The 24,469-nt window shown below is 64.8% G+C and carries 33 protein-coding genes; 14 read left to right on the top strand and 19 right to left on the bottom strand.

Annotation, left to right across the window (positions count from 1 at the left end):
• From B047_RS18200 to B047_RS0105995, 5 genes are all read right to left on the bottom strand, one after another.
• Positions 1–364 (bottom strand): hypothetical protein (locus tag B047_RS18200; RefSeq protein ID WP_211209132.1); only part of this gene is annotated, 364 nt, incomplete at its 3' end.
• Between the two features lie 42 nt (positions 365–406).
• Positions 407–664 (bottom strand): MarR family transcriptional regulator, encoded by a 258-nt coding sequence (locus tag B047_RS0106015; RefSeq protein ID WP_018466058.1) that lies wholly within the window; start codon positions 662–664, stop codon positions 407–409.
• Positions 665–868: 204 nt separating this feature from the next.
• Positions 869–1,183, bottom strand: a complete 315-nt coding sequence (locus B047_RS16350; protein WP_018466057.1) for a hypothetical protein — start codon at positions 1,181–1,183, stop codon at positions 869–871.
• Positions 1,180–1,524 (bottom strand): hypothetical protein, encoded by a 345-nt coding sequence (locus B047_RS0106005; RefSeq protein ID WP_018466056.1) that lies wholly within the window; start codon positions 1,522–1,524, stop codon positions 1,180–1,182. Before B047_RS0106005 ends, B047_RS16350 begins: the two co-directional genes overlap by 4 nt.
• A 167-nt stretch (positions 1,525–1,691) precedes the next feature.
• Complete coding sequence (locus B047_RS0105995; RefSeq protein WP_018466054.1) at positions 1,692–2,015, bottom strand: hypothetical protein; 324 nt, start codon at positions 2,013–2,015, stop codon at positions 1,692–1,694.
• Between the two features lie 349 nt (positions 2,016–2,364).
• Between B047_RS0105995 and B047_RS0105990 the strand changes: the two genes are divergently transcribed.
• From B047_RS0105990 to B047_RS0105975, 4 genes are all read left to right on the top strand, one after another.
• On the top strand, positions 2,365–2,640 hold the full coding sequence (locus B047_RS0105990) for a hypothetical protein (protein ID WP_018466053.1): 276 nt from the start codon (positions 2,365–2,367) through the stop codon (positions 2,638–2,640).
• 1 nt (position 2,641) lies between these two features.
• On the top strand, positions 2,642–2,932 hold the full coding sequence (locus B047_RS18195; protein WP_018466052.1) for a helix-turn-helix domain-containing protein: 291 nt from the start codon (positions 2,642–2,644) through the stop codon (positions 2,930–2,932).
• Between the two features lie 25 nt (positions 2,933–2,957).
• Positions 2,958–3,704, top strand: coding sequence for a thermonuclease family protein (locus tag B047_RS0105980; protein WP_018466051.1), 747 nt, complete (start codon positions 2,958–2,960; stop codon positions 3,702–3,704).
• A 61-nt stretch (positions 3,705–3,765) separates the two neighbouring features.
• Positions 3,766–4,407: a phospholipase D-like domain-containing protein gene (locus tag B047_RS0105975; protein ID WP_157205827.1), complete on the top strand. Its 642-nt coding sequence runs from the start codon at positions 3,766–3,768 to the stop codon at positions 4,405–4,407.
• On the opposite strand, the gene B047_RS0105970 is transcribed toward B047_RS0105975, so the two are convergent.
• Genes B047_RS0105970 through B047_RS0105945 form a run of 6 tightly spaced genes read right to left on the bottom strand, consistent with a single transcriptional unit; the run spans position 4,386 to position 8,466 of the window.
• Entirely contained in the window at positions 4,386–6,059 is a 1,674-nt protein-coding gene (locus B047_RS0105970; protein ID WP_018466049.1) for a metal-dependent hydrolase, read from the bottom strand. The two genes, B047_RS0105975 and B047_RS0105970, sit on opposite strands and share 22 nt — an antisense overlap.
• A 45-nt stretch (positions 6,060–6,104) precedes the next feature.
• Positions 6,105–6,374: a hypothetical protein gene (locus B047_RS0105965; protein ID WP_018466048.1), complete on the bottom strand. Its 270-nt coding sequence runs from the start codon at positions 6,372–6,374 to the stop codon at positions 6,105–6,107.
• Positions 6,364–6,582: a hypothetical protein gene (locus tag B047_RS0105960; protein WP_018466047.1), complete on the bottom strand. Its 219-nt coding sequence runs from the start codon at positions 6,580–6,582 to the stop codon at positions 6,364–6,366. Before B047_RS0105960 ends, B047_RS0105965 begins: the two co-directional genes overlap by 11 nt.
• Complete coding sequence (locus B047_RS0105955; RefSeq protein ID WP_018466046.1) at positions 6,579–6,842, bottom strand: hypothetical protein; 264 nt, start codon at positions 6,840–6,842, stop codon at positions 6,579–6,581. The genes B047_RS0105960 and B047_RS0105955 overlap by 4 nt, the downstream gene beginning before the upstream one ends.
• Before the next feature lie 20 nt (positions 6,843–6,862).
• Positions 6,863–7,501 (bottom strand): TolC family protein, encoded by a 639-nt coding sequence (locus B047_RS0105950; RefSeq protein ID WP_018466045.1) that lies wholly within the window; start codon positions 7,499–7,501, stop codon positions 6,863–6,865.
• 44 nt (positions 7,502–7,545) lie between these two features.
• The gene (locus B047_RS0105945) at positions 7,546–8,466 is read right to left on the bottom strand and encodes an ATP-binding protein (protein WP_018466044.1); all 921 of its coding nucleotides are present in this window, start codon (positions 8,464–8,466) and stop codon (positions 7,546–7,548) included.
• A gap of 162 nt (positions 8,467–8,628) precedes the next feature.
• Between B047_RS0105945 and B047_RS0105940 the strand changes: the two genes are divergently transcribed.
• The 6 genes from B047_RS0105940 to B047_RS17545 are packed head-to-tail and all read left to right on the top strand — an operon-like array spanning position 8,629 to position 11,713.
• Positions 8,629–8,838 (top strand): helix-turn-helix domain-containing protein, encoded by a 210-nt coding sequence (locus B047_RS0105940; RefSeq protein ID WP_018466043.1) that lies wholly within the window; start codon positions 8,629–8,631, stop codon positions 8,836–8,838.
• Positions 8,839–8,863: 25 nt separating this feature from the next.
• Positions 8,864–9,343, top strand: coding sequence for a DUF6883 domain-containing protein (locus B047_RS0105935; RefSeq protein ID WP_018466042.1), 480 nt, complete (start codon positions 8,864–8,866; stop codon positions 9,341–9,343).
• Positions 9,340–9,570 carry a DUF4926 domain-containing protein gene (locus tag B047_RS0105930; protein ID WP_018466041.1) on the top strand — a complete coding sequence of 77 codons (231 nt, stop codon included), beginning with the start codon at positions 9,340–9,342 and terminating at the stop codon, positions 9,568–9,570. Before B047_RS0105935 ends, B047_RS0105930 begins: the two co-directional genes overlap by 4 nt.
• Positions 9,567–10,157, top strand: a complete 591-nt coding sequence (locus B047_RS0105925; RefSeq protein ID WP_026234634.1) for a ParA family protein — start codon at positions 9,567–9,569, stop codon at positions 10,155–10,157. Before B047_RS0105930 ends, B047_RS0105925 begins: the two co-directional genes overlap by 4 nt.
• Complete coding sequence (locus B047_RS16345; RefSeq protein ID WP_018466039.1) at positions 10,154–10,453, top strand: hypothetical protein; 300 nt, start codon at positions 10,154–10,156, stop codon at positions 10,451–10,453. The genes B047_RS0105925 and B047_RS16345 overlap by 4 nt, the downstream gene beginning before the upstream one ends.
• Before the next feature lie 15 nt (positions 10,454–10,468).
• Positions 10,469–11,713: a DNA cytosine methyltransferase gene (locus tag B047_RS17545; RefSeq protein WP_026234633.1), complete on the top strand. Its 1,245-nt coding sequence runs from the start codon at positions 10,469–10,471 to the stop codon at positions 11,711–11,713.
• On the opposite strand, the gene B047_RS17540 is transcribed toward B047_RS17545, so the two are convergent.
• The 4 genes from B047_RS17540 to B047_RS0105900 all read right to left on the bottom strand — a co-directional run bounded on the left by B047_RS17540 (position 11,710) and on the right by B047_RS0105900 (position 18,878).
• Positions 11,710–12,837 (bottom strand): restriction endonuclease, SacI family, encoded by a 1,128-nt coding sequence (locus B047_RS17540; protein WP_084784950.1) that lies wholly within the window; start codon positions 12,835–12,837, stop codon positions 11,710–11,712. The two genes, B047_RS17545 and B047_RS17540, sit on opposite strands and share 4 nt — an antisense overlap.
• A gap of 48 nt (positions 12,838–12,885) precedes the next feature.
• The gene (locus B047_RS0105905) at positions 12,886–17,097 is read right to left on the bottom strand and encodes a bifunctional RecB family nuclease/DEAD/DEAH box helicase (protein ID WP_018466036.1); all 4,212 of its coding nucleotides are present in this window, start codon (positions 17,095–17,097) and stop codon (positions 12,886–12,888) included.
• A gap of 474 nt (positions 17,098–17,571) precedes the next feature.
• Positions 17,572–17,826: an HhH-GDP family DNA glycosylase gene (locus tag B047_RS18675; protein ID WP_077385529.1), complete on the bottom strand. Its 255-nt coding sequence runs from the start codon at positions 17,824–17,826 to the stop codon at positions 17,572–17,574.
• Between the two features lie 128 nt (positions 17,827–17,954).
• Positions 17,955–18,878: a tyrosine-type recombinase/integrase gene (locus B047_RS0105900; protein ID WP_018466035.1), complete on the bottom strand. Its 924-nt coding sequence runs from the start codon at positions 18,876–18,878 to the stop codon at positions 17,955–17,957.
• 316 nt (positions 18,879–19,194) lie between these two features.
• On the opposite strand from B047_RS0105900, the gene B047_RS0105895 reads away from it, so the two are divergent.
• A complete protein-coding gene (locus tag B047_RS0105895; protein WP_018466034.1) occupies positions 19,195–19,464 on the top strand; it encodes a helix-turn-helix domain-containing protein in 270 nt (89 codons plus the stop codon).
• Between the two features lie 54 nt (positions 19,465–19,518).
• Here B047_RS0105895 and B047_RS0105890 read toward each other — a convergent pair whose 3' ends face one another.
• Complete coding sequence (locus B047_RS0105890; RefSeq protein WP_018466033.1) at positions 19,519–19,731, bottom strand: hypothetical protein; 213 nt, start codon at positions 19,729–19,731, stop codon at positions 19,519–19,521.
• A gap of 413 nt (positions 19,732–20,144) precedes the next feature.
• Positions 20,145–20,474, bottom strand: a complete 330-nt coding sequence (locus B047_RS16335; protein ID WP_018466032.1) for a hypothetical protein — start codon at positions 20,472–20,474, stop codon at positions 20,145–20,147.
• A 104-nt stretch (positions 20,475–20,578) separates the two neighbouring features.
• On the opposite strand from B047_RS16335, the gene B047_RS0105880 reads away from it, so the two are divergent.
• Entirely contained in the window at positions 20,579–20,812 is a 234-nt protein-coding gene (locus B047_RS0105880) for a hypothetical protein (protein WP_018466031.1), read from the top strand.
• Between the two features lie 20 nt (positions 20,813–20,832).
• Here the strand turns inward: B047_RS0105880 and B047_RS0105875 are convergent, their stop codons facing one another.
• Positions 20,833–22,125 (bottom strand): serine/threonine-protein kinase, encoded by a 1,293-nt coding sequence (locus tag B047_RS0105875; RefSeq protein ID WP_157205825.1) that lies wholly within the window; start codon positions 22,123–22,125, stop codon positions 20,833–20,835.
• 430 nt (positions 22,126–22,555) lie between these two features.
• Between B047_RS0105875 and B047_RS18530 the strand changes: the two genes are divergently transcribed.
• Together B047_RS18530 and B047_RS18670 are read left to right on the top strand one after the other, a co-directional pair.
• Positions 22,556–23,914, top strand: coding sequence for a tetratricopeptide repeat protein (locus B047_RS18530; RefSeq protein ID WP_084784948.1), 1,359 nt, complete (start codon positions 22,556–22,558; stop codon positions 23,912–23,914).
• Between the two features lie 33 nt (positions 23,915–23,947).
• Positions 23,948–24,184 carry a DUF2188 domain-containing protein gene (locus B047_RS18670; RefSeq protein WP_084784947.1) on the top strand — a complete coding sequence of 79 codons (237 nt, stop codon included), beginning with the start codon at positions 23,948–23,950 and terminating at the stop codon, positions 24,182–24,184.
• A gap of 29 nt (positions 24,185–24,213) precedes the next feature.
• Here B047_RS18670 and B047_RS18190 read toward each other — a convergent pair.
• On the bottom strand, positions 24,214–24,469 hold a 256-nt coding region (locus B047_RS18190), incomplete at its 5' end, for a hypothetical protein (protein ID WP_211209131.1).

The raw sequence follows: 24,469 nt of genomic DNA, 5'->3' as shown, positions 1-24,469 counted from the left end.
AAGGCGAGAGAATATGCATGAGCATATTGTCGTTCGGCTTGCCGTTATCGCCCAATAGCCGAAGCATTTTGATTTCCACTGCCCAATCCCATGTGGGGGGGCTGCCAATGCAGAGGTCACACCGTTGACGTGAGCCTGGATAATAAACATTGGTGTGCAGGCGATCACGGTAATGGATTGGGTTTAGAGCGGCAAGCTCATCTATGATCAGCGCAACGGCTTGGGTTTCCGGGTGGGGACCGATGCCGGGCTGATATAGAGCACCCGTTCGGGCATTCGCCGCTCGCAGTCCACGGCTATCGATCCTTTTGATTGCCGAGGCGATATCCTGAACCAGCTCCCCTAGCTCCAAAGGCAACATCACTCACGAAACCCCCGGTTGCTGCCAGCGCTTCGCCAAACGACCTCAAGACGCCTTGTATCTCCCCCCCCTCGAGCCCGCCGCAGGCTCCACCACCTCGAGCAAACCCCGCTCGACCAACGCCGCGAGGGCCTTCTGGGCGCTGGCGGTGGTGATGCCCAACTCCTCGGCCAGGCGGCGCACGGGGTACTCGCCCACCCCTTCAGCCAGGACGTGGTACCACACCAGCTTGGCGGTGCAGGGGAGACCCTCGAAGCGCTCGGGGACGAACCGGATTGATCGGCCTGCGGCAGTCTTGCCCATGTTTGAGTTCCAGTTTATAGCACACTAGGCGGGCCGGGCCTGGCGCGAGCCCGGCGAAGCTGGGTGCAGCGACCTGTGCGGTGCAAGAGCGAGCCTTTGGGGAGCGCCGGCCGGTGGGGAGCTCTGCGGCGCGGTGGGTGGTGGGCAAGCCGCCCCCGCGCGGCAACAGCCCCCTTGCGGGGCTGGGGCCGGGCGGGGATTCTCCTAGCCGCCTGCGGCGAGGTGGCGGGTTATCTCCCTGTAGCCGCACTCCTTCGCCAGGATGGCCCGCACCTCCGAGAGGGGCCGGGGCTGCCAGGCGGGATCCAGATAGGCCCCTGCCGACTCCAGCTCGAGGCGGTCGAAGTAGCCCAGCTCGTCGGCGAAGCCGTGGACCAGACCGAAGAAGGTTTGCTCGCCGTCGTGCTCGAGCACGAACCAGGCCCAGCGGGTGCGGGGGTGCAGGTAGCAGGCCCATACCACCGGGTCGGGCTCCTGCTCCGTAGCGTAGAGCGGGGGGATGCCGGGGGGGAGGCTCATACCTCCTCCCCCAGCAGGGCCCGCAAGGTTTGCAGGGTTTCGCGCTCCAGGCGCTCGGCGGCGCGGGCCATCTCCAGGTTGGCCTCGGCCACCCGGAACACCGCGCGGGCCGAGCGCACCGCCTCCTCCTCGAGCCGGCACTTCTCCAGAAGCTCGGCCTGACGGGCCTGCTCGTTCCTGCCCTCCAGGCCCTCCCGGATGACGCGGGCGCGGGCCTCCTCGAGGGCGTCCAGCGCCGCCTCGTAAGCCAGGCGGGCATCGGCGTGAGCCGCCAGTGCCGCCGTGAGCGCACGGGCCTGCTCGCGGCAGCGTTCAAGTTGGTTCATGATCTCTTCGCGCATGGTGTCCTCCCGGAGGGGTGGGGCCTCGCCCCACCCCGGAGCGGGCTTCTAGCCGAGCCCCTTCACCTCGTCGGAGAGGGGAGCCACGGGGCCGGGGGCGCCGGTGCCCGCCGAAGCGGGCACGGCCAGGGCCAGCAGGAGCAGGAAGGCCAGGCAGAGGCGGCGCATCAGAGAGGCACCCCCTCCCCGACACGCAGCGCGATGCGACGGGCGGCCTCACGGCGGGCCTCCTCCAGGAAGGCCAGGACGGCCTCGTTGTAGCCCTCCACCGGGGCGAAGGCGGAGGCCAAACCGTGGGCGCGCTGGAGGGCCTCGAGGATGATCCCTGCCAGCAGGGCCGGGGTCACGTGGCTATCGGCCTCGCCGGCGAGGAGCCAGCCGTACAGCACGGCGGCTTTCTCGCGGGCTTCGGCAAGCTGGAAGGCGGCGGCGGAAACGGCCTCCTCGCGGGAAAGAACGGCTTGCTTCTCGAGGGTGCTAGACTGTTTCATGGTATCCCCTTTCTGGAACCCGGAGGCTGTAGCTCTTGGCGGGGCGCAGCCTCCGTTTCCGATATAAATTTTAGCACACAAAACACGGTTTTGCAAGCCCGAATTCGCGTTGTGGACGGTGAAAACCCCGACCCAGGCACCCCAAAAAATAGGGCGGGCCGACAGCGGCCTACCCCCTGCGATTTTTCCCGGCGCCGGGGCAAGCGGTTTCTCGGGGGCGGAGGGCCGTAGGGCAAGGCTGGCGCAGCCACCCGGAGGGCTCGGCCTTGCCCGGAGGCCCGGAGCCTCTACAATGTGCCCCGCCCGGCGCAGGGGCAACGTGGGAAAATCGGGGCAAGCGGAGGGAGCTATGAGGGCAGACGAGATGCCGAAGACCGAGGATTTCCGCAGGGCCCTGGAGGAGGAGTTCCGCCAGGCGGCCTCCCTGGGTAGGACGTTTGTCGAGGTGCGCGCCGGAGACCTGCACCGCAAGGTGGGGCACTACCCCAGCCACAACCACCGCATGCCGGTAGCCTGTGGCGCGATGTATGGGGAGGTACGGGATGGCGACGAGATCCTGAGCAGGCCCCCCAAGGGCAAGGGGGCCACCCTGACCATCCGCTACCGGCTTCCCCGGAGGGGCTGAGGTGCTCGAGGTGCGCCTGAACCCCACCCCCGAGTTCGTCGAGCTGGTGCAGCGCCTCGAGGCCGCGGTGGCAGCGCTCGAGCGGCTGTCGGGGACCGGGCCGCTGAAGGGGGGCGGCTCGAGGCTGGCTTACAGCGTGAAGGAGGTGGCGGAGCTGACGGGGCTGAGTCGGAACGAGATCTACAGGCTGCTCCGCACCGGCGAGCTGAGGAGCATCCGGCTGGGGCACCGTTTCCTCATCCCTCGGAGCGTCCTGGAGGAGTGGCTCAGGAGCCCGGCCAAAGCCCGGTGACCTCAAGGCGTCCTACCATGGGGACATGCAACCCCTTTCGCTCGTGGGAGCCCTGCGGGCCCTCCCCCGGCTGGCCGCCCTCGCCCTGCTGGGTCTGACCGCGCTGGCGCTCACCCCCCAGGGCAAGCTCCAGGGGCCGCTGCTGGTGACGCGGGTGGTGGACGGCGATACGGTGGACCTCGAGGGCCTGGGTCGGGTGCGGCTCATCGGCATCGACACCCCGGAGTCCAGCGCCAACGACCGGGCCCGCCTCCAGGCCAGGGAGAGCGGGCGGGAGGTGGAGGAGGTGGTGCAGCTGGGCCAGGAGGCCAAGCGCTTCACCGAAGGCCTGCTGCGGGGCAAGCGGGTCTGGCTGGAGCTGGACGTGCAGGAGCGCGACTCATACGGCCGGGTGCTGGCCTACCTCTACCTCGAGGACCCCCGCGGGGAGTGGAGCTATGGCGGCAGGCGCTTCCGGCAGGTGAACCTCGAGATCGTGCGCTCGGGCTGGGCCGACCCCCTCACCGTACCGCCCAACGTGCGCTACGCAGGGCTCTACCTGGAGGCCTCGAGGGAGGCCAGGGCCAAGGCCCTGGGGATGTGGGCACCAAGCCCCGCCAAGCCCCAGGCTCCCGCACGGGGCGAGCGCTGCGACCCGGCCTACCCCGACGTGTGCATACCGCCCCCGCCACCGGATCTGGACTGCGGGGATATCCCCTACCGCAACTTCCGGGTGCTGCCGCCCGACCCGCACCGCTTTGATCGGGATAGGGACGGGGTGGGGTGCGAATAACTTAGTAGTGTAGATTTTTCTTGAAACAGCACGTTCAGCGCAAAAGAGTGGAGGTGTCAGAGTGAGGGTGCGAAAGAGTCAACTACGCTTTATACAGATCCTGCAAGAAATACTTGACCCACGCAATAACCGGTTGATTGAGGCCCTTGAGAAAGCCGAGAATCTAGAGGGCATCCTCGGCAGAATTGAACAGAGGCTTAGAAAGCTTGAGGAGTGCTGTGGAGAACAAACAAAGTTAACTAAGGAAACCAAGCAAAGCCTAAACCTCTTGGTAGCGCCCAGAGCGAAGAGGAAGGGCCTGGAATATCTGAAGCAGCTGCTTATAAACAAACAGCATATCGCGATTGTTGATCCCTATCTGCTTAAATTAGATAACGATCAGATCCAACCGCTTCTTGAGCTTATAGGGGGCAAATCCCGGATTGACATTTACACAAAGAGGAACTCCGGAACGGGGAACGTATTGAAAAGGCTTAAGGAAGAAAGTGGGGCCGCTATATACATCGCCTATGTTGGCAAGGAGGTACATGACCGGGTCTGGTTCTGGTTTGAAGAGGAAAACAGCGAACCGCAAGGGGTTGTCTTTGGAACGTCATTCAACGGGCTAGGCAAGCATTTGACGTTTGTACTGAATATGCCCGAAGAGGATGCAAGAGAATTCTGGAAGCACCTAAGTAGAAGCTACCGGCCTAAGGAGGTCTGACGCGAAGTTGAAGGCAGCTTTTCCGCCAGCACCACCACCTCCACCGTCGCCCCCTTCGGCCCCACATCGCGCACCTTGACCTCGGCCACCCGGCCCGCCACCGGCGACCGGACGAGCTGGCGCTCGGCCTCACGGTCCTTGCGGCGCTCGAGCCGGGCGGCCTCGAGGCGGGCCTCCCTGGCCTGCTCCATCAGGCGGGCCTTCTCGCTGGTATAGTCCAACAACAGCTTGCCAAGTTTGGCCTCAAGGTCCTCCAACCTCCCCTCGGCCTCCGCGAGCCGCACGCGGGGCTCGGCCCCTTGGCTCACCAGGTAGCGCAGCCGGTCGCGGTCCGCCCTGGCGCGGGCGATCTCGGCCTTCAGAGCCTCGCGCTCGGCCCGGTGGCGCGCCTCGAGGCGTTCCATCTCCCCCTCGAGGCGCTCCGCCTCCTCCCGCTTGGCTGAGGCCTGCTCCGCCAGGTCCTGCAAGGGGATGTCGTCCACGTAGCGGGCCAGGGGCTCGCCCGCCTCCACCCGGTCGCCGGGCTGCACGAGGAGGCCGGCCAGGCTGGGAAGGCCCTCGATGAGGACGGGGTGGACCTGGGGGGCGGCGGGCAGGTCGGGGAGCGCCAGGCCCTCCTCTCGGCCGGGCTTGAACTCGGCCCGCACGATGAGGTTGCCGGCACGGGCATAGACGGCGGCGAGGGGGGCGAGGTCCTCGGGCCGGGCGGCGTGCAGCTCCACGGTGCGCCCCGACACCCGCACGCGCGGGTAGGTCCCCACCGGGCTCACCAGGGGCGGGGGGTCGGTGGCGGCCTCGAGCGCCCCCGTCACCCAGACCCGGCGGGCCTGGCGGGGCAGCGAGGCCAGCAGGTCGCCCAAAAGCCGCCCGGAGAGGTCCAGGCGGTACTCGCGCAGGGTGACGGCCTCGCCGGGGTAGGCCCGCACCCGGTAGGCCACCACCTGGCCGCCGTGGCTGACCTCGAGGGTGCGCCCCAGCTCGTCCTCGATCAGGATCCCCTCCCGCCCCACCGCCTCCACCACCCGGAAGCGCCCCTCGAGGGCCTCCTGGCTCTCCCGGTTGAAGCCCTTCAGCTCGGCCCACACCTCCCGCTCCTCGCGCCACTTGAGGTAGTCCACCACCGCCGTCTCCGGCGAGGCCACCAGGCGGCGGAAGGCAGTGTCGAAGCCGTCGCCGCTCAGGGGCCACAGGGCGAAGCCGCCGAGGGCCAAGCCCAGGGCCAGCGTGGCCTCCTGGGGCGAGCCGTAGCGAATGCGCCAGTCGCGGCTGGCGAACATCCAGAACTGCACCCGCCAGGGCCACAGCAGGGGCACCCCGTTGACGTTGAGCGTGTCCAGGAGGAGGTGGCTCGCGTAGCCCCACAGGAAGGCCCAGCAGACGGCGGGGTTCACCTTCCACAGCGGGTAGAGCAGAAGGGCCAGCGCCAGGAGGAAGGGCAGGGAGTGGGTCAGGGTTCGGTGGCCGAAGCGCCGCTCGAGCCAGGAGGACAGCGGCCGCACGAACTTGCCGGGCCCGCTGGTGGTGGTGTCGAGGTCGGGCATTAGGCTGCCCCAGGCCAGGGCCAGGGCCTCGGAGAGGCCCACCTCGAGGCCGAACCCCCGCAACGCCGAGGCGGTGAGCGCGGCGGCGGCCAGATGGGTCCCGGCGGTCATGGCGCGAAGATCTCCCTCCGGGGCCGGGCCCCGCCCCTGCGCCGGTCAGAACAGCTCCGCATCGGCGGCAAGCCGCTCCAGGCGCTCCAGCTCGGGCCTCAGCCGCGACAGCGAGGCGCGGACCTCCGCGAGGGCCAGGGCCATGCGGGCCCGGTGGTCGGGCAGGTGCCGGCCTTGGGGCGGATGGCCTTCCCCGGAGCAGGTGCCGGCCTGCAGGCCGGACCGGCCCCCTAGGGATTCGGCCAAGGCCTGCCGCAGCTCGGCCAGGGCCTCGATCAGCCCGCGCTCACCGGGCACGATGCCCTCACGGAGCAAACCCCCGAACCTCCTGTGCCGGCACGGGCGAACCCTGCGAGGCCTCCGGCTCGCCGGCCAGTTCGGCCAGCACCCGGTGGACGTGGGGCTCGAGGTAGCGCCTGGCCCCCTCGGGGTCGTTGAGGCGGATGAAATTGGCGTTCTGGATGAGACCCTCCTCCAGCAGACGCAGGATGGCCTCGAGGACCGCCGAGGCTGGCACCTTCACGCCATCACCCCCTCGAGGATCCGCAAGGCCTCCTCGACCTCCGGCACCCGCTGGGGGTGGGCCTCCTGCAGGTCCAGCCAGAGCGCCGACAGCAGGACGTGGAGGCGCTCGAGAAGCTGGTTTCGCCGCGAAGCGGGGTGGCATTTGCGCGAGGGGCGGGGGCGCCCCTCCAGGGCCGCCAGCCGGGCCAGCAGCAGGGCGCGCTCGGCCTCCAGGTGCGCGAGCTTGGCTTCGAGTTGGTGCAGCTTGCCGTGATCCACATGACCTCCTGAAATGCCCGCTAAGGGGCCTTGGGTGCAAGGGCCGGGCCCGGAGTACCCCCCTTGCCCTCCCCCGGCCTTAGAAGCGTTCTGAGCGCCTCAATGGGGATGCCCACGGTGGCCGAGAGCTTCTCCAGGGCTACCGCCAGGTCCAGGTTGGCGCGGTAGAGCTGGAGCCGGGCCTGGGACACTTGCTCGGCGGCAGCCAGCGCCTCGGCGGGGGTGGCGCTGCCCACCCTCGCGCGGGCCTGCACCGCCCTAGCCTCGGCCTGGCGGGCCTCGAGGGCGTCGGAGGCGGTACGGGCCGCCTCGAGCGCGTAGAGGTAGCCGGTGAGGGCCTCGAGCACCCGCAGCCGCAGCGCCCGGCGCCGGGCCTCGTATGCGGCCTCGAGGGCCCGCAGGCTCGGGCTCTTGTCCCGCAGCAACTCGGCCAGGTTGAGGCCGAGCGCCAGGCGGTAGCCGGGGCTCACCTGGTCGTAGCTGCCCGAGAGGGTGAGGCCGGCCTCGGCGGTGAGGGCTCCCCCCAACCCCAGGCCGGCACGGGCCGCCTCGAGGTCCGCCAGCGCCCGCAGGCACTCGGGGTCGCGCGCCTCGGCCTCCCTCGCCAGGCGCTCGAAGGCCTGTACCTGCTCGGGGGTGAGGGTCTGGGCCGGCGACAAGCACCAGATTGTAGTAAGTCCGCAAATCAGTATTGCAGTGAGCCTCACCGCGCCACCACCGCCTTCCTGAGCCAGGGGGAGAGCACCACGAACGCCGCCACCCCGATGCCGCCCATCACATAAAGGTCCATCTCGCCCCGCGCCAGCCCCAGGACGCGGGCCGCGATGGCCACGCCGCCCAGCACCATCAGCAGGGGGGCCAGGGCGATCCCCCGCTCCTCGCGCCCGGCCAGGCCCTCGGCGTAGCCGGTGCCCACGTCGCGATTTCGCACGATGTCCTCGGCGCTCACGTAGCGCACCAGCCGGGCCACCTCCCCCGGCACGCCGCCGGAGAGGGCCACTACCCGGGCCAGGTAGGCCTCCTTGTCCTCGGCCACCACGCCGTAGGCCCCCACCAGGTCCTCGGCCAGCTCGCGGGTCTCCCTGGGCGAGAGGGGCGGTAAGCTCACCCGCTCGAAGCGGGCCCACAGCCGCTTGGTGTTGGCCTTCTTGAGGGTTTCGGGGAAGAGGGCGAGCACCAGGGTGGCTGCCTCGGCCAAGGCCAGGAGCCAGGGGACCATGCTCCCCTGCACCCCGCTGGCGTCGTCCACCACCAACGTCACCCGGTTCACACCGCCCTCGGCATGGCGCCGGAGGGCCTGCACCAGGCTCTTGGCCTTCTCGTCCCCCGTGGGGTAGCGCCTGCCCCAGGCCTTGAGGTCGGCCTCGAGGTCGCGGGAGAGCGGCACCCCCTCTACGGCGATGCGGGCGTCCCACAACCCCCGGAAGAGGTCCTTGAGGAAGGCCCCGAAGGGCGCGAGCTTGTCGCACCAGACCACCGCGCTCCAGGCCTCGAGGGCGGGGCGCACCTCCTCGAGCAGGGCGCTCTTGCCGTAGCCCGGCGGGGCCGCCAGCACCACTCCGCGTCCGGCCCGCACCGAGAGGAGCAGGGCCCGACCCTCCTGCTGTCTGCCTACGAACGCCATTTCTCAAGCCTCCGCGTTTACTGCATTGCTGTATTACTGATTTACTGCATTCAGTAATTCAGTAAGTACTGTATTCAGTATTTACTGAAGTCAGTGGTTACTGCAATCAGCAATTACTGACTTCAGCTTGCCCCTGTTTGCCTAGTTGGGTAAGATGCGCCCGTGGGACTCTACTATACCGTGGAGGAGCTGGCCCGGACCCTCAAGGTCAGCGAGGAGGCCATCCGCAAGCGCCTGAGGGGGGGCGAGATCCGGGGCGTGCGGGTGGGGCGGACCTGGCGGGTGCCGCGCGAGGAGGCCGCCCGGCTGCTGGGCGGGAAGGAGGCCCTCGAGGCCTTCGACCGTATGAAGGAGAAGGAGGCCAAGCCGTGAGGACGGCCGCCTCCGGGGGAAAGCGGTGAACCCCCTGGCCGAGATGGAGCTGGAGGTGCCCTTGCGCAAGCTCACCGACTACCTGCTCTCCCCCACCCACCCCGTGGGCCGGCACAAGGCCCGGTTCTTCGCGGCGTTGGGCTTCATCCGGGTGTACGCCCGTCAGGGCGTCCCAAAGGGAATCTACCCCGCCGAGAACCCCCTGGACTTGGCGGAGGCCCTAAAGCTCCAGGCCCGTATGGCTTCCGAGGTGCAGGAGGAAGCCACCCCTTTCGGCCTCAAGTGGGCCGCTCGGGGAAAGCTCCTGAGTACCGGCATCGCCGGGCCGCCGGAGCGGCTTCACTTGGGTCCGCGGGACAGCGCGGGGGTGATGAGCGTGTGGATCGGGGAGGGCTGCGGAGGGGCGGAGCCGTGCACTCGAGGGCAGATTCCCGTTGGGACCGCTACGCGGTACGCCCGGGCGCGGCTGGTCACGGCCTACCCTGCGGAGGGAGGAAGAGGATGATTCGCGAGCTGGACAGCGTGGTGCTCCGAGTGGACAAGCCCGATCTCGGCCTCGAGGCCGGGGATGTGGGCACGGTGGTGCACGTCTACGCGGGGGGTGAGGGCTACGAGGTGGGGTTCGCCACCCTCACCGGCCACACCCTGGGGGTGCTCACCCTCGCCCCTGAGGAGGTGCGCCCCGTGGAGGAGGGCGACCTCCTCCACGTGCGCAGGGCGGAGGTCGCGTGAGGCTGGCGGTGGTCAACCTCAAGGGCGGCACCGGCAAGACCACCACCGCGGTCCACCTGGCCGCCGGGCTCGCCCGCCTGGGAAAGACGCTGCTGGTGGACGCCGACCCGCAGGGCTCGGCCCTCTCCTGGAGCGAGCAGGCCGGCCTGGCCTTCCCGGTGGTATCCCTACCCGTGCGCGACCTGCACCGCAGGCTCCCCCAGCTCGCCGACGGCTATACCCACCTGGTGCTGGACACCCCGCCGGGGGATCCGGCCATCGTCAAGAGCGCCCTGATGGCGAGCGAGGTGGCGCTCCTGCCCATCCCCCCCAGCCTGATGGACCTGGACCGCCTGCGGCCCACGCTCGAGCTGCTGGCCGAGGTGGAGCCCCTGAACGCGCTGAGCGTCCAGGTGCTGCTCACGCGGGTGCGCAGAGGGACCAAGAGCGCGAAGGCCGCTCGGGACGTGCTGGCCGAGCTGGGGCTGCCGGTGCTCGAGGCGGAGATCCCCCTGCGGGAGGGTTACGCTGCTGCCTTCGGCCTCGCCCCGGAGGACCTGGGCGAGTACGAAGCGGCGCTGGACGAGCTTCTGGGGGTGCGGGCATGAGCAAGAAGGCCAGCGACATCCTCTCACGGATGAAGGAGGTGGCGGCCAGGGAGCGGGCCAAGCCCCTTGAGGAACCCTCAATTACATCCCCGTCCCAGGAGAGCACCGAGATTCCCGTGGAAGACCCCATCCACCCTTCGAAGCCCAGGAGAAAGGAAACTGTCCGCATCACCGTGGACTTGGACCCAGAGCTTCACCGCTTCCTCAAGGTGTATGCCGCACAGCGGGGGATAACGGTAAGCGAGGTGGTGCGGGGGCTCTTCGAGCGCTTAAGGCAAGCGAATATCGATGGCTAGCTTGTATGAGGTGATATGAAAGCTATAAGCCTCTTCACTGGTGCAGGCGGGTTAGATTACGGATTTGAGGCTGCTGGGTTCGAGACTGCTATTGCAGTCGAGATGGATAAGGATGCGGCCTCAACTCTGCGAGCTAGCAGGGGCTGGCAGGTTATTGAGGAGGATATCCATGGCGTAACCAGCCAGAGGATCTTGAAAGAGGCAGGGCTTCGGGAAGGGGATGCGGACGTGCTTATCGGCGGCCCCCCATGCCAGCCTTTCTCAAAGGCATCCTATTGGGCCTATGGAGACTCAAAAAGGCTTGATGACCCCCGAGCAGACACGCTTCTCGCTTACATGCGGGTTGTCCGGGATAGCTTACCCCGAGTTTTTGTCCTGGAAAACGTGCATGGTATCGCTTACAGCGGGAAGGAAGAGGGGCTATCCCTTATCTTCAAGATCATTGAAGAAATAAACAGAGAGCGAGGAGTGAGCTACGCCCCCGTCTGGAAGGTAATCAACGCTGCCGACTATGGAGTTCCCCAGCTAAGGAGCAGATTTTTCCTTGTCGCTCACAGAGATGGAAGGGGGTTCGGGTTTCCAGAGCCAACCCACGCCCCTATACCCCTTGAGGAGCATCTCCTCAACTTCGGTGACCTAGTGCCCTATACAACAGCCTGGGACGCGATAGGGGAGATTACCCCGGATCCAGATGAGGATCTTAGCGTAAAGGGCAAGTGGGCCGACCTGCTTCCCTCTATCCCGGAAGGCGAGAACTACCTATGGCATACGCCTAGGGGTGGAGGACTTCCGCTCTTTGGGTGGCGAACGAGGTACTGGAACTTCCTTCTAAAGCTGGCCAAGAATCGCCCATCTTGGACGATACCCGCAAGCCCAGGACCCGCTACGGGGCCATTCCATTGGAGCAATAGGTTGCTCAGTGTTGGGGAGCTAGCCGCCCTTCAAACTTTCCCAAGAAACGTGCATTTCCGGGGCAGCCGGCTTTCAGTTCAGAGGCAGATAGGCAACGCCGTCCCTTCTCTTTTGGCTGAGGTAATCGCCAGAGCCATAGCCCGCCAGCTCCTCAATGAGACCTTGCCGCAAGAACCCACATTGGCCGTTCGGCTAATGAGACCCATCCCCGATCCAGAACCAGTCCTCCCAGTGCCGCATAAATATCTGCACCTTGTTGGGAACCACCCGGAGCATCCAGGAACCGGGAGGGGCCCGAGAGGAAGAGCACAGCAATCGAGAGAGGAGCTAGTAGCAACCCTTGGCTAGGTCACCTCGAGATCATCTCTGCCAGGAGATTGCAAAAGGCTTTGCAGGGCCTCCTGCCAAAGGTAGAGGGTGCTCTCCTCCACCTCCAACTCCTCTAGCCTCCTGGACGAGGAGCCCACAAAGCGCTCCAGCGCTTGGGCCAATGACGTGGTTGCTTGCTGAAGCACCACCAGGAAGAACAAGGAGAAGCCCTGGACCTCCAATAGGATTACGCCGTGCTCCTTAAGAGCTGCTGACGAGAAGCTCATTCCTGGCCTGGTGGCAGCCAGATCCAGCACATAGGCGCGACGAACCCCGGAGTTCGCTACCCGTGCAGCGAACAGCAGCACGTCAGACTGGGAAACGGGCTTTTGGCGCACTTCCACCAGCAGGTCAGGTTTCTTAGATCCCTTGACTAGGAAGGCTTGAGCATCACCTGGGTAGTGGCGGCTGGGATCGTTTACCCTTGACGTTTCAACCACTGGGTAGGCCATATCAAGTGCTGCTGCTACAAAGGCTTGCCCTCTTTTACCCCCCTCAGGATCCTCTCGGAGAAAAGTCTCGATTGTCTCAAGAAGCGAGGAAACACTTGCAATTCCCCCCGATCTCCCAAGCAAAGGAGATCTCGCAAAGCTCGGCTTGGAGTCGATCGAGACCCTAAGAAAGGCAGCCAAGGCAATCCGAGCCTCGTCCTTAGTGAGGCTTTGTGCTTTTTCCACTATAGATATGAGGGTCCGTAGGTGATCTCGGTTTTTGACCCGCATTGAGAAATCAACCCGGTCATACCGAAAAAAGGGTTGGTTGTTAAGAGGCTCCCTTCCCGTGGATCTTATACTTATACCTTTTTCTGTTACGAATGGAACAAGAACAACATGACAAAGAGAGCGAGCAGAGTAGGCGCTGCTCCCCACATCAGCCTTGAGCGAAAGCAAATCCACATCCCCTAAGGTTACCCGGGCTAAAAGGGCAGTGCCGAGAAACGCAGTGTAGGTTCTTGATGAAAGTGACCTTACCGTGCGGGTATACTCCACCCATTCGCTCCAGATGGGAGAGTGTGGGCTCTGCCCACTCATAGCCATGCTCAAAGCATCCTCAAGGGCTTTCCTTGCCTTAGATCTCAGCTCTTCAGTAAGCTCTATACCCATCGAGTCTTTTTCTCCTTTTGGTCAAGGAATACAGCCAATCTCCGGGAGTCAGCTCCGATCGGTCATGGCTTGAATCCCGCTCTGATCAGGCCGGAGAACCCTTATCGTGTGGCCATTCAATGTGGCTGTAGCTATCTCGACAGTGCATAAGGAGCGCAGCGATTTCCACAGCATTGCCGATTCATAATGCTCCATCTCAGGGGGCACGTGGTTCAGCAGGGCCTCCGAGCACACTACAACCAGTCTCCGCTGAGCTCTGGAGAAAGCTACATTGGAGCGATTCAGGTCGAGTATGAACTCCACATTAGCAGTAATGGCCGCAGGATCGCTAACCGTTGCTGAGAAGAGCACGTTCGGGCGCTCCCCCCCCTGCAATCGCTCAACAGTGTCAATGATGTCCACCGCGGGTTGATAAGGCTGAAGCCGGGTTCTCAGTAAGGTTCGTTGGGAGCGGTGGGGTGTGATAACTGCCACAGACCTCTCTGGCAACGATCCCCCAGCGGCCAGAATCTGCTCAACGATTTCTGCCTCGAGGGGGTTGTGCTGATGGGACTCCCTCTCATCATGCACCACAAGAAACAGCCCCGTTCGGGCTTGCCAAACAGTCTCCCAGGGGTTGGAGGCGGGGGTCATCGCAGCCTCAGGGGGCTGGGGAGGACCTTGAAGATCAATGTTGTCCCGAAGGTAGAGCCGGGCGATTAGCGATCGAATCACCTCAGGCAACCGGAAGGTGTACTTGAGAGCCGATCTCCGTGCAGACTCTAGAGGCACAAAGCCAAGAGAGCAGATGTTCTGAACAGCATCGTAGGCGCTTACGAAAGGCTGATAGAGGACTGTGGGGGGGCGGTCTTCCTCCTCCCAGTCATGGGTCAGTATAGGGGCGAGCTGTCGATGGTCCCCTGCCAACATGATCTGCCCCGATTCAGCCACCAAGCTAGCCAAAGCAAGGTAATGTGGAAAAACCATCATACTGGCCTCATCTACAACCAGGAGATCCGCTTGAAAGCGTTGGGGTCGGTCGGAAAATGGTTTTCTTGAGTTTAGGTATTTCGCCATCTTGAGGAGCGTACCGGTGGTGCCGCCAATAATCACCACCGAGCCATCAATCGCGCCTTTGACGGCACTGGCACAGCTTTCCGCAACCTCGTTTCTAACCTCGAGCCCTGGAGCCCGGCTGAGCACCTCCTCGGCTACCTCCAGAGGTTTCTTGGACATTTGCTCCGGGCTCGAGTGCACCTTGATCAGAGTTATCTTAGGCAAGGATAGGCTGACACTGGCAGCAGCCTGAGCCACAGCGGGCAACAGCACGGCTATGCGCTCCAGGAGGTTATCCACCGCCGTATGGGTGTGTGCGGAAACCAAGGCGACATTTCCTACGCTGAGATGGGCTAACGTGCGGAGAAGCACAGCTACAGCCGTCACCTGGGTCTTTCCGGTGCCTGGAGGGCCCTGGAGCAGCTGAACCCGCGTTTCTAACCCCTCGAGCACCGCGTCGATCTGATCTGGGGTAAGAGAGGTGCCGTCGCTGAACTTGATGCCCTCAGCCATTTGCCGGTAAAGCGCCTTCTCTTCCTCCGACAGCTGATCCATGCGCGGAATTTCTGGGGTGTGTGGGTTGAACCATCGGTAGATATGAGCCCCGTGATCTCCCATCAGCCGTTCATCCACACGCACGGCCACGTAATCCGATGGGCTTTCATCGAGGGTTGCGTGCTCGCAGACCTCGCTGCTGGGGTCTAGTGACCGACTAAACAGCCTGTACCGGTCATTATGCTTATTGCACGGTATGGCTTTAAGGGTGACCTCTGCATTCGCCCAGTCCAGCCTTTCCACAACACATGTGATGCCCGCTCTGAAGAGCTGCTTCACGGTTTGAGGAACCTGTGGATCGCCGCTGTATGGGGTCACCCTAACGAAATCCCCTTCTTGGAAAGTAGCACGAGCCTCGAGATCCTCAAGCGTAATGCTGTAGCCTGACACGTCGATGGTTGCCTGGACGAGCCCCTCATCATCCACACGAACATCTCTCAAGGGTATTGTTCGCCCCGTGGGTACTCGGTAGGCGGGCGGGGCTAGATGAGCAGCCACCCACTCAGCAACCTTGACATGCTGCTCGAGCCGGAGGAAGTCCACCGCGGCTTGTGCAACGCTATTAATGCCAAGCCTAAAGTCTGGAAGGTCGGCGATTACAAGCGCTGGCTTAACGATATCTAGGTTCTTGAAGCGAATACGCTCCTCAAGCCACCGCAGCGCATGTGTGCGCGCGCGCAGATACTCCCGAAGGACCAAAGGCTTAGCTGCGTTGTTGTAGCAGGCAACGGCTCCCTTCAACCGTGGCGAGGCTCCATCTGAGACTAATTTGCTTAGCTCTCTCCAGTAGGCGTGCCAGTATGGGGCAGGGAGGCTATCAAAGAACCGGCTGCGTATCTCAAACTTGTGCTTTTTGGCCCCTTCCTCATGTTCGCTGGCCCAGGAGCCGTCAGGCCTGAGCCAAAGGTCGGTCTTGAAATCAAAGATATCCTGGGTCATCTCCCGGTCGAGGTCCAGCACCCGTGACCCAACCTGGCGACGCCAGTGGTAAACCTCCCCAAACCACCTAAGCGATGTAACTACAGCAAGCCCCCTGCTGGTCCAGCCGAGACCAAAGCGGTTATCAGCCTCCTCTTGCAGGCAGGAAAATATGAGCTGCTCAAGGCTCTCGCGGCACCCAAGCAAGTGCTGAAGACTGCTAAGGAGGTCGGATCCTGCCCTTGAGCAGCCTTCGACCAGTTGTGCCATCTCTGACCGTGACCACACGTAAAAGTGAATTGGCGCCCTCTCCTCCCCAGCTACCTTAGCAATGGCTTCTGCAAGCTGAGAGAAGAAGTCTTGTATCAACTCACGCTCCGCGACACGATCCTGATCTAAAAAACCACTCCACTTGGAGGTTTTTATACGGATGACGTCCTCACCCTGGACATCACGGAGCTGCTCTGTGCCATCCTCCTTAAGGCGCTCCTTAAGCTCAGGGTTTGGCTCCCATCGGTCATCCATCCTCCGGAATCCAGTATGCAGAGGCCAATCACTGCGAGTAACATGAGCAGAAAGCGCACCAATGCGGTTTTCTGTATAGTCATAGTCCACAACAAGGTAGACCCTCACTAGCCGCCGCCCTTCGATAAGGTGCTCTGGCAGCTGGCTTTGCCAGGGAATAGGCAGTGGTTCTACCTGGTAGGTATCAGGGTTAATACCCCCATGCGGCAGTGTGCTGGATCTCACTCTAGCTTTGGCTACCAGTATGCTCAGGCTCTCGTTAAAGCCAGGCGTCTGGAGGATCTGGGTAGCCTCAGGGCCTTCCGGATCAAGGTTTTTTAGGCTATCTATGCTTTTTACCCCTGCGGAGCGGAGCACCCTCACGTGAGAAGGGCTGAGGCCCAAAAGCTCCAAGCGGTGCAAGCGAGCGCTCTCCGGGAAACAGTGGACATTGAACACACAACCATCGCACTTGGGTTCTAGCCGGTAGGGAAGGTCGTCGAGATCGGTTTCCAAGATTCGAATCAGGCTACCATCCTCGGCCAGCAGGTGACGTATATCCTCGAGAATGGGGCTCAGGTCAAGAGGTGGTAGCTCAAGAATGGCCTGGTTTCCATTTGTACTCTCGTCAATCCGAGCCACGACACATTCAACGTGTTCGGGCTTCACCGGGGCTTCTGCTATCACTAAAGCTCGCTTCTCCAAATACCGCTCCACAAGCAGCCTGTAGACCCCAAGCTGAACCCTGTGATAGGTGCGATCACGGCGGGTGGCTTTACACTCAACCAACCGAAGGTAAGGTTGGTCTCCGCGCCATAGCACAACGACGAAGTCAATGCGCCCCTCGACATAAAAGGCGCCAAGGTCGCCTTCAACTTTTACCTCTCGGGCATATGCCCGCTCGCCAGGCCCAAGCCGCTTGGCTCGATCCAGAAACTCATCCCACAGCGTGGCTTTACCGTGATCGGAATCCTCAGGCCGCGCGTCATAATCGCTCAAGTCAGTAAGGCCTGCACTATCGCGAAGTGAGCGCTCCCACTCGTCTTCACGTGCCCGGCCAACGGCCTGCAGAACGGGATCCAGAGGGCTAAACAGCCTCTCTGCGAAGGGTAGCTGCTTGGCCAGCGCGCGGTTGCCGAACTCCAACTTGAAGCGGCGCTCACAGGAGTTGAAACGCACAAACTCACCCAGCTCTGTGGCCCGTAGCCGCTTTATAGAGTCTCTATCCAGATCAGCTATTGGCTTCATAATTCCACCGTAGCACGCCAGAGCAACCTTGCCAGGGAAAAGCCTCCATCATGGCAAGCAAATGCCACCGCTCCCAAAGCAAGAAAGATCAGATAGACCGATGCTTGTTCAAACCTTGAGGTCGCTAGCAGCTTAACTTGAGAACCCTGAAGCAGACCGGGTTGCGCTGCTACGGCAGTTGCCTCCACTTTGCATAGAAGCACACCCTCAGCAGCGAGCAATCAAGGCATCGCGGTAATCTTCGGCAGGTCTCCCATGAAACGACTAGAAGGCCGAGGTGGGCAAGCTGTAGCTCCTCAATATCAAGGGCGCAGGCGAGTCTTTTGATCTCCTGGACAACGGGATCTCTCTCAGGGAGGGCATGGCGGGTGTGGCTGCTCGTAGGTAGCCCAAGCAGCCTCCGTGAAACCCTCTGACCTGCAGCGTCAATTGGTAGCACCTTCTGCCCAAAAACATGAAGGAGCAAGGCATCTGCTATGTAAGATCCAATACCAGGCAGCTCGAGAAGGGCTGTGCGTTCACAGGGAATATTTCCCCCCGATTTTGAGTAATCTCGGCAGACAGCCTGCTAAGCTGTGAAGCCCTAACCTTACCTAACCCAGCCCACGCTACAAGCTCCCTTAGCTCGTGCGGATCCGCTTGAGCCAAGCTCTCGAGTGTTGGGTAGGCCGAGATTAGGTCCAAGTACAAACGCTCCGCCACAGTACGCCTCGTGCGCCGGAGCAGCATCTCTGCAACAAGCCACCGGTAGGGATCTCCTGAGCTATGCCAAGGGAGGAAGGCCCCCCTACTGCGACCAACAGAAATTAGAAGGCCTAGAGCTTCCGTGAGAAGTCCAGAGTCGAGCCTACCCGTAATCATGGCCCCATTACATCCGGCAGTGCCCTAGCAGCCTCCTCGAGCCGCTTCCGGCTCACGTGCACGTAGATCTGGGTGGTGGCGATGGAGGCGTGACCCAAGAGTTCCTTCACCTCGTCGATCCCCCGCCCCGCCTCCATCAGCGCCGAGGCGTAGGAGTGGCGCAGCTTGTGGGGGGTGAGCCGGGCCCACTCCTTGAGCCCCGCCCGCTTGGCCACCCGCTTGAGCATGGCCTGCACCGTGCGGGCCGGGAAGGGCTGCCCCTTGCGAGCCCCCGAGGTGTAGCTCCAGAGGTGGGGGCTGGTGGGGTGGCCCTCGAGGTTGCGGTGCTTGAGCCACTGGTGCAGCGCCCGCTGGGCGGTGGGGGAGAGCACCACCACCCGCTCCTTGTTGCCCTTGCCCAGCACCCGCACGGCGTGGGGGATGCCGTCCTGGTAGGTCACGTCCTTGTAGGTCAGGCTCAAGGCCTCCGACAGCCGCAGCCCGGTGCCGTAGAGGAAAGCCAGCAGGGCCCAGTCGCGCAGGCCTTGCCGGGGGGAGCGGTTCTTATAGGCGGCCTCGAGCAGCCGCCCCACCTCGGGCGGGGTGAGGTAGGTGGGCAGGCGCTTGGGGAGCTTGGGGCGCTTCACCCCCTCGGTGGGGTCCTTGAGGATGGGCAAGGCCTCGACCTCGCCCAGGTACTTGAACCACTTGCCCAGGCCGGCCAGGAGGCGGGTGGTGCGGGCCGGCGACGCGGAGCGCTCGGCCAGAAAGGCCCGCAGGTGGGCGCTGCCGACCTCCTCCCAGTGCGGCGGGCGGCGGTGGCGGCCTTCGAACCAGGCCGCAAAGAGGCGCACGTCGCTCAGGTACTCCCGCACCGTGCGGGGGGTGCGGCCTTCCTCCAGCTCCAGGTAGCGCTTGAACCGGGCGAGCAGCTCCTCCAAGGTCGTCACCTTCCTTAAGTGGCGGGGCCTCGAGCGGGCAGCCCGCCCTCGGGGCAAGTTTACGTAAAATATCAGTTTGGCGCAATATTATAGCGCCACCCCGACCACAAGGAAACGCCGTCCTAGATGGAAGAAGTGCCGCAATACAGGGCTCGTCGGGTTGCATGGGCGGGTTTCAATATTGCGACAAAAGAAGCGGGTTTGCGACAAACCATGCCTTTGGAAGGGGTGGTAGGCACACCCGGACAATGCAAAGGACGGCGCACCACTGAATTACTGAATGCAGTATCGCAGTATTTCAGTAAATACTTATGTCATGGATCGACCCGAAACCAGTAAACAGGCCATTGGGGATAGCACGGATCGGCTGGCCTATAGCTACAAGGAAACGGCGAAGCTGCTCTCGGTGTCGGTGCGCACGGTCTATAACCTGATCGAGGAGGGGAAGCTGAAGAAGGTGTACATCACCCCCAAGACCCCCCGCATCACCCGCGAGAGCCTGCTGGCGTTGCTGCAAGAGCGGGAGGAGAAGGTGCGGACGCAGGCCCGCGGGCTGAGCGAGGTGCTGAGGCGGTTCGGGCTGTGAGGCGGGGCGGGCTCGAGCTCTTCGCAGAGGCTTAGGATCCCGAAGCGGGCGGGGTCAGCACGGCTGGTCGCGGCGGTGGATCAGGTCGCCGTACAGCTGGCGCAGGTCGAATTGCTGCTCGAGGCTGAAGCGGTCAAAAAGGTCCCCAGGCTCCTCCCCCATGGCCTTCAGCAGCCCGTCGGCCGCCTGGGGGGTCTTGATCGCCTCGCCCATGAGGGCCATCAGCTCCTCGTAGGAGAGTTCGCGCAGGCGCTTGGGGGAGGGCATGGCCCCATCCTAGCCCGCGGGGACGCGGGCGGCTAGCGGCCGAGCCCGGCGCCGGGCCGGGCGGCCGGTGCAGCGGTGTGGCGGGTGCGCGGCTCCCGGGCGCCCCCGTGCGCTAGACTGGCGGGGTTCCGAAGCGGGACAAGCCCGGGCGTAGCCAGAGATTCCCTTGGGTGCCCTGCGCCCGGGCCCTTCTGTTGCCGGCCCCGCGGCAGAGGCCAGGTATCTTGAGGGGCGGATGCCGCCGGAATTCCGCCCCCTGCTCCGCCTCGAGGCCCTCCGCCGCCCCGGCGGGCCGGCCCCGACCACCGGCCCGTCCTCGAGCTGCGCTGGCGCCCCGCCATGCGGTGGGGGCTGCGGAGCCTCGAGGGGCTGCCGGAGGTGGTGCTGCGGGCTGAGGGGCTGGGCGGGCCGGGTTAACCGGCCGGCTCGTCGCCCTCACGCGGCGGGTCCAGCAGGCTCAGGAAGGTCTCGAGGTCGAACAGGTGCTGGACGCCCCTGGCCTCGCGGCGCAGGTAGTGGTGGACGACCATGTGGTGCCGCTGGGAGGGGTAGACCTCGAGGTTGTCCTCCCGGTCGAGGGCCCCCTCCCGGTGGTGCACCACCTCGCCGGGCCGCAGGGGCCGGCCCAGCTTGGCCTCGGCCAGCAGCCGGTGGAGCCGCCGGGCCTTGCCGTCCTTCCAGACCTTCTTGTACGGCTCGGTCTTGCCGCCGTAGAGGCGCCTGCGCCGCTCGCTGCCGGGCATAGGCTCAGGATAGCGGCCAGGGGCCAGCATAACCAGCCTGTCGGACACGCTGTGCTCGGCGGGCGGTGTCCGACAGAGCGCGCTCCGCGGGTCTAGAATGGGGCATGCCCAAAAGACTCAGGCACAAGGACCTGCTGGAGATCCTGCCTACCCGAGGCGAGGAAGGCCTACCCCCCGAGGTGCGCGCCCGCCTCGAGCGCCTGCGCCGCCTGGGGATCGAAGGGCCGGAGGCGTTGGTCTTGGCCGGCTTGTTGGGCAGGGAGTTCCGCAGCGCCTCGCAGGGCTCCCGCAACTTCCAACCGCCCACCCCGGAGGAGCTGGCGATGTACGAGGACTGACCGGTCGGTACCGGTCGCCCCTACGCCACCCGGTACGGCGCCCCCTCCATCAGCTCGGCCCACAGCCCGCCTTCCCGCAGCCGAGCCACCAGCAGGGCCCCCGGCTTCCTGGCGAATCCCTCCTCGAGGTCGGTCAGCACCCGGTCCAGGGCGTTCCACAACGCCTCGAAGCGATCCTCTCCCCGATCAAGTCGGCGCAAAGCTCCCCACAGCAGCGCGCGGTAGAGGCCAGCACTCTGCCCGTCGGAGAGCAGCCGGGCCAGGGCAGTGCCGGCCTCCCCCACGAAGGCCCGGCGCTCCTCGCGGGCGCAGAGCTTCACGTCCTGGAGGGCGTTGCGGGCAGCGGCGCGGCGGGAGGAGGCCGGGGTGTCCCAATCAGATAACGGGGTTTGTGGCAAAGCTACCGGGGGTAACGCCCAGTCTTTAAGCAATTCAGCGGGTAGAACACCCTTTGGGTGTTTAAGTGATTGGGACACCTCCGGACTCTGCCGCTCCCTGCGGGCCTTGAGAAGGGTGCGGCCTTTGCGGGTGTCGGCCTCGAGGTCGCGCCACGGGTAGGCCAGCTCCTCGCGGGTGAGGGGGCGGGCCCGCCCCGGTCGCAGGCGTACCCGGAAGACCGTGCCGTCCATCCACCCCAGGGGCTCCCCGGTCCCCCAGTCGCGAGCGTTGCCTACGCGGGGGGCCGCCGCCAGCAGGCCGGCCTCCTGCAGCCGGGCCAGGGCCCGCTGCACCCGCTTGCGGCCAGTCTCCGACTTGGCCTCGGGCCATAGCGCCAGGGCCAGCGCCCCCTGGGGCAGGTGGAAGACCACCTCGCCGGTGGCGGGGTGGTAGGCCCGGTGCAGGCCCACCTCCAGGGCCAGGTGCAGCAGGGTGCGGGCCACCTCGAGGTCATACCCCCTCGGGGCGTGGCCCATGCAGGCCAGCACGGCATCGAGGAAGGGCTCGATGGGGGTCGGGTCGCTGGGGTCGGCCTCGGGCAGGCCTTGGAGCAGGGCGCCGGCCTGCTTGAGCCGGGAATAGCCCCTCAGCGGGCTGCCCAGGGAGAGGAGCTGGTAAGCCTCAGCCTGGAGGGCCTGCGCCTGGTCGCGCTTGGGGCTCTGGCGCTGGGACTCGGTGAGCGCGAGGAGCCGCGCCTGGGAGCGGAGCGCCTTCTTCCGCTCGGCCTCGTGGGCCTGGCGCTCAGCGTGCTCCTCGAGCCAACCCCGCAGGGCCCGCTCGCGCAGGGGGGCGGGGACCAGCTTCAGCTTGCGTTCGAAGTCCGGGGGGATCTCGCTTGGAGGTAAATCTTCATAGCTGCGGCCATACAACGGCACAAATGCCTCCTCTGTCAGGGTGCAAAAAGGTAGACCTCACCGTCAGGGGTGTCGAAACCTCTTGCGTTTTGCTCAGGGAGGCTTTAGCCTTAGGTTACCTTTTCTATAGGCTAAGCCTCGATGAGCTGCCCGGTTTGCCCGCCGGGCGGTTTCATTTGGTGCTTGCGCGGCCCTGCCGCGGGTGGGCTCCGCTGCCCAGGCGGAACCCGGTTCTGTCCATGGCAGCATTATATGGGCATGACGTAAACAGGAAGGCACGGGCAAGGTGGCTCTCATATTTGAGACTCTTACCACAGGGGAGGTATCGGGGAAGGCGCAGGCGAGAAATAGTTCACCATCAATCCCGTTTTCACGACAGAGGCCGATTTCGGCACGCGTAGATAATATCAGATTCAATCCAGTCTTGTATGCTTACACTCAGTAAGGCGCTATGGCTCGGACCCTCTGGAAGCGTCACTTCACAACGGCAAAGAGGCTGGTGGACCGGGGCCGTTACCGGGAGGCCCTGGAGCGCCTCGAGGCTCGCCCCCGACCCGAGGAGCCCGAGTGGTGGCGGCTGCGGGGTTGGGCCCGGTGGCACCTGGGGGACGAGGCCGGCCTCGAGGACGTGCGCCATGCCGCGGAGGTGAAGCAGCAAGGGGCCGGCTGGGCTTGGCAGGACCTGGGGGCGCTGCTCTTCCGCCGGGGGGACTGGGCAGGGGCGGCCCACGCCCTCGAGCGGGCCCTCGACCACTTCCGTGCGGAGGGCGACACCGAGGGGGCGGCCTGGGCCCTGCACGGGCTGGGGGTGAGCGCACTGCACCAAGGCGGGTTGGCCGAAGGCCTCGAGCGGGCCGAGGGCGCCTGGGCCACCGTGCGCCGGGCGGCCATCACCAACTTCGCGGGGCGGGCTTTGGTGCTGCTCTCCTGCCTGCACCGGGCGCGGGGCGAGCTGGCCGAGGCGCTCTTCCGGGCGGAGCAGGCCCTCGGCAAGCACCTGGACGCCGATGACCGACTGGTGGCCCTCCGGGCCAAGGGGACGGCGCTCCGGCTCGGCGGCCGGCCCGCGGAGGCCCTGCCGCTGCTGAAGGAGGCGGCCTCCCGCGCCGGGAAGGGGGTGCGGCGGGCTGCGGCCCTGGCCGAGCTGGCCCCGGCCCTGCTCCTGCTGGACCGAGCCGGGGAGGCCGAGCGGGCGGTAGGCGAGGCCCTGCCGCACCTGGGGGCCCACGCGCCCGCTCGCGGCCGCGCCCTGGTGGCGCTGGCCGAGCTTGCCCGGCGGCGCGGGCAGCACGGCGGCGCGCTGGAGCTGCTGCGGCAAGCGCTGGCGGTGGGGCCCTACCCGCTCATGGAGGAGGCGCTGACCTTCCCCGAGCTCTTCGACCTGGCGGCGCGGCGGGGGATGGAGTTTCCGCGCGTACAGCCCGCCACCGCCAAGCCCGGAGTGCGGCTATGCCCCTACGGAGTGCGGCGCTTGTGGGTAGGCGAACGCGAGGTGCCGCTGGAGGGCTCGGGTCGGGCCTTCGACCTGATGGTGTACCTGGCCCTCGAGGGCCCCGCCTCCTGGGAGGTGGCGGCCTCGGCCCTGTGGGAGGGTGAGAGCCCCAAGGTGCTGTACCAGCGCCTCAAGCACACCGCGAGCCGGGCGCGGGACCTGCTGGCCGATGCGGAGGCGGTGCGGCTGAGGGGCGGGCTGGTGTCGCTGGACCCGGAGCGGGCCTGGGAGGTTGTGGGGGGAAGGGGGAGGTTCCTCGAGGGGTTATGGTCGGAGTGGGCTGCAGGACAACGGGAAAAATCGAGTGACTCACAGTAGAAAGAATCTCTCGATTCTCTCTATCTTGGAGGTATGGGAAAAAGCAAGCGGCTCCACGTAGTGCCACACCAGGGCGACTGGGCAGTTAAACGTGAGGGAAGCAAGCGGGCCTCTACAGTGACCCGGACCAAGGCCGAAGCCGAGCAATGGGCTAAAGAAAAGGCGTGTGAGGAGGGAGGTGAGGTGGTAATTCACGACAAGCAGGGGCGAATCAGTGACTCCGACAGCTACGGGAATGACCCACATCCCCCCAACGACAAGAAACACTAGCAAGCCCTCCCAGGCATGCCAAAGCTTGCTCAAGCAGCAAGGAGACCTATCTCCCAACCAAATACGCGCCCTGCGCGATGAACTGGGTGAACCAGATCGTGGTACTGAGCCACAGCACGGCCAAGCACCCGAACATGCCTGCTAGCGAGGGCTTCAAATGCCTCGATAGCAGGATCCATTGGGTAGTCCGGGTAATCAAAGCCGTAGATCACAACAGCTTTACGTCCCGGCAATTCCGACATCACAAGTTTCTGGCAGTCGGTCAGCGCACTCCGATCGGCAGGG

Origin of the sequence: Calidithermus timidus DSM 17022, assembly GCF_000373205.1 — a bacterium.
Classification (GTDB): domain Bacteria; phylum Deinococcota; class Deinococci; order Deinococcales; family Thermaceae; genus Calidithermus; species Calidithermus timidus.
The sequence above is the reverse complement of the archived record's forward strand: the minus strand, read 5'-3'. Positions and strand labels throughout refer to the sequence as shown.